The sequence below is a fragment of the Hymenobacter glacialis genome (assembly GCF_001816165.1).
GTDB classification, from domain to species: domain Bacteria; phylum Bacteroidota; class Bacteroidia; order Cytophagales; family Hymenobacteraceae; genus Hymenobacter; species Hymenobacter glacialis.
Genome location: NZ_MDZC01000105.1, coordinates 1 through 2,055 on the forward strand (window position 1 = coordinate 1; position 2,055 = coordinate 2,055).

Annotated in this window: 2 protein-coding genes and 1 pseudogene; 1 reads left to right on the forward strand and 2 read right to left on the reverse strand. The window is 61.5% G+C overall.

What is annotated here, in order from left to right; all coding sequences use genetic code 11:
• Positions 1–125: 125 nt before the first annotated feature.
• Positions 126–608 (forward strand): annotated as a pseudogene (locus BEN48_RS15535) (IS1595 family transposase); the annotation flags it as partial.
• Between the two features lie 29 nt (positions 609–637).
• Here the strand turns inward: BEN48_RS15535 and BEN48_RS15540 are convergent.
• Both BEN48_RS15540 and BEN48_RS15545 read right to left on the reverse strand, forming a co-directional pair.
• The gene (locus tag BEN48_RS15540) at positions 638–1,534 is read right to left on the reverse strand and encodes an IS3 family transposase (protein ID WP_070735901.1); all 897 of its coding nucleotides are present in this window, start codon (positions 1,532–1,534) and stop codon (positions 638–640) included.
• 2 nt (positions 1,535–1,536) lie between these two features.
• Positions 1,537–1,824 carry a transposase gene (locus tag BEN48_RS15545; RefSeq protein WP_070735902.1) on the reverse strand — a complete coding sequence of 96 codons (288 nt, stop codon included), beginning with the start codon at positions 1,822–1,824 and terminating at the stop codon, positions 1,537–1,539.
• Positions 1,825–2,055: the final 231 nt, after the last annotated feature.

A 2,055-nucleotide genomic window follows, 5' to 3' on the forward strand; every position in this document is an offset into this window, starting at 1 on the left:
ACTACGAGCGGCTTAGCAGCACCTTGCAGCAACTCCACTTCGTCGTCTTTACGTGTATTATGCTCGCCAGGCACTCCAACAGTGCATAACAGGCTCTAGTGGCTTGGAGCCCGGTGCCGGCCGAGTTGGCAGGGGCGGTCGAACTGGACGAAAGCTACTTCGGCCCGCGGCGGGTGCGCGGCAAACGGGGCCGGGGCGCGGTCGGCAAGACCATTGTCTTTGGCCTGTTCAAACGCGGCGGGCAGGTGTACACGGAAATTGTCCCGGATTGCTCGAGAAAAATGCTGCAGGCCATTATACGCGGCAAAATAGACGTGGCCGCCATGGTGAACACCGACGGCTGGCGTGGCTGCGACGGGCTGGTGGACGTGGGCTTTGACCGTCACTTCCGCGTCCGCCACGGCCAGGACGAATTCGTGGGCGGCGCCTCGCACATCAACGGCATCGAGTCCTTCTGGAGCTTCGCCAAAGCCCGCCTCCAGCAGTTCAAGGGGGTGCCCAGGCATACCTTTTTGCTGCATTTGAAAGAGTCCGAATTTCGCTTCAATCATCGCTACGAGAACCTCTATAAATTGCTTCTTAAATTACTTCGTCAACAGCCCCTCTAACCCGGTTTGCTTCCTATGAGGTGGTCTAGTTAAGCAGGAGAGAATTGGGTGATGTTGTTAAGATGTTGTTGGTGAAATTGATATGGCTTCTGATAGGCAATGCTGGAGTGGCGACGCTCGTGGTTGTAGTAGTCAAAATAGTCGGCCACGCTGGCCTGGGCATCGGCTAGGTCGGCAAAAACGGGCCAGTCGCGGGCTTCGAGTTCCTCGGTTTTGAGCCGGGACCACAGGCTTTCGGCTTGGGCGTTGTCGTAGCACTCGCCGCGCCGGCTGTGCGAGAGCTGGGCCCGGGCGCCGCGCAGCAAGGCATTGTAGGCGTTGCCCACGTATTGGCCGCCCCGGTCGGAGTGAACGATAAGGCCGGGGGCGGGCCGTTGGGCCAGCAGGGCCCGCTGCAAGGCGCTGGTGACCAATGCTTCGGGCATGTCGGCCCGTACTTGCCAGCCGACCACGTGCTTGGTGCACCGGTCTTGAAACGCGCACAGGTAGGCCCAGGCCCCGCTGGCCAACGGCAAGCAGGTGATATCGCTCACCCACACCCGGTTGGCCTGGGTCGGGCGCGGCTGGTCGAGCAGCAGATTGGGCGCGCAGCGCTGTCCGTGGGTCGAATCGGTGGTGCGCGGGACGAAGGACTTGGGCTGCAACGCCTGCCGCCCGTGCCGGCGCAGCCCCGTGCGCAAGGCCTGGCGGCCAACCCGGTGGCCCTTCTCCCGCAACTCGACCCGGAGCCGGCGCGTGCCGTAGCGGCGTTGGTGGTGGTCAAAGACCGCCACCATTTCCGTTTCCCAGGCCGGTTCACTCGTTGCTGCGGACCCGGCTGCTTGCGCCACCCGCCAAGCGTAATAGCGGCTGGGCACCACGCCCAGTACTTGGCAAAGTTGCTGGACCGGAAGAAAACAGCGCTGCTGGTCAATGAATTGCAGCATGCTCACAGGGCTGGAGGATGCGAGAAGATGGCGATGGCTTTTTTTAAAATGTCCAGTTCCTGCGCCAGCCGTTTGTTGGCCGCGCGCAGCGCCCGCACTTCGGCGGCCTCGGCCGGGTCGGTGGGCACGGGCGGTTGCGCCGCTTTCTGCCAGGCATAAATGCGCTTGGCGTCGATATTCAACGCGCGGGCGGCGGCCAGCGTGGAGCGGCTTTCGCTGGCCAGCCGCAGGGCTTCGGCGCGTAAGGCCGTATCATAGCGCGGCCGTTTTGTCGGAGGAGCTTTTTCCATGAGATTGGGAAGTTACCACCCAATTCTCTCCTGGTTTACCCGACCACCTTACTAAGCCCCATATTTAAATCAGCCCTACCCCACCATACCTTACCTGCAACCAATCAGAAAAAGAAAAGCCCAGGCTATGGCCTTGTCCTTACCCAAAACTCAAAAAGCGCCGGCCGATAGGTCGGCGCTTTTTTTGAGGTTACTCGGCAAGTAGCTGGCCAGCCAGGTGGGCGGCCAGGT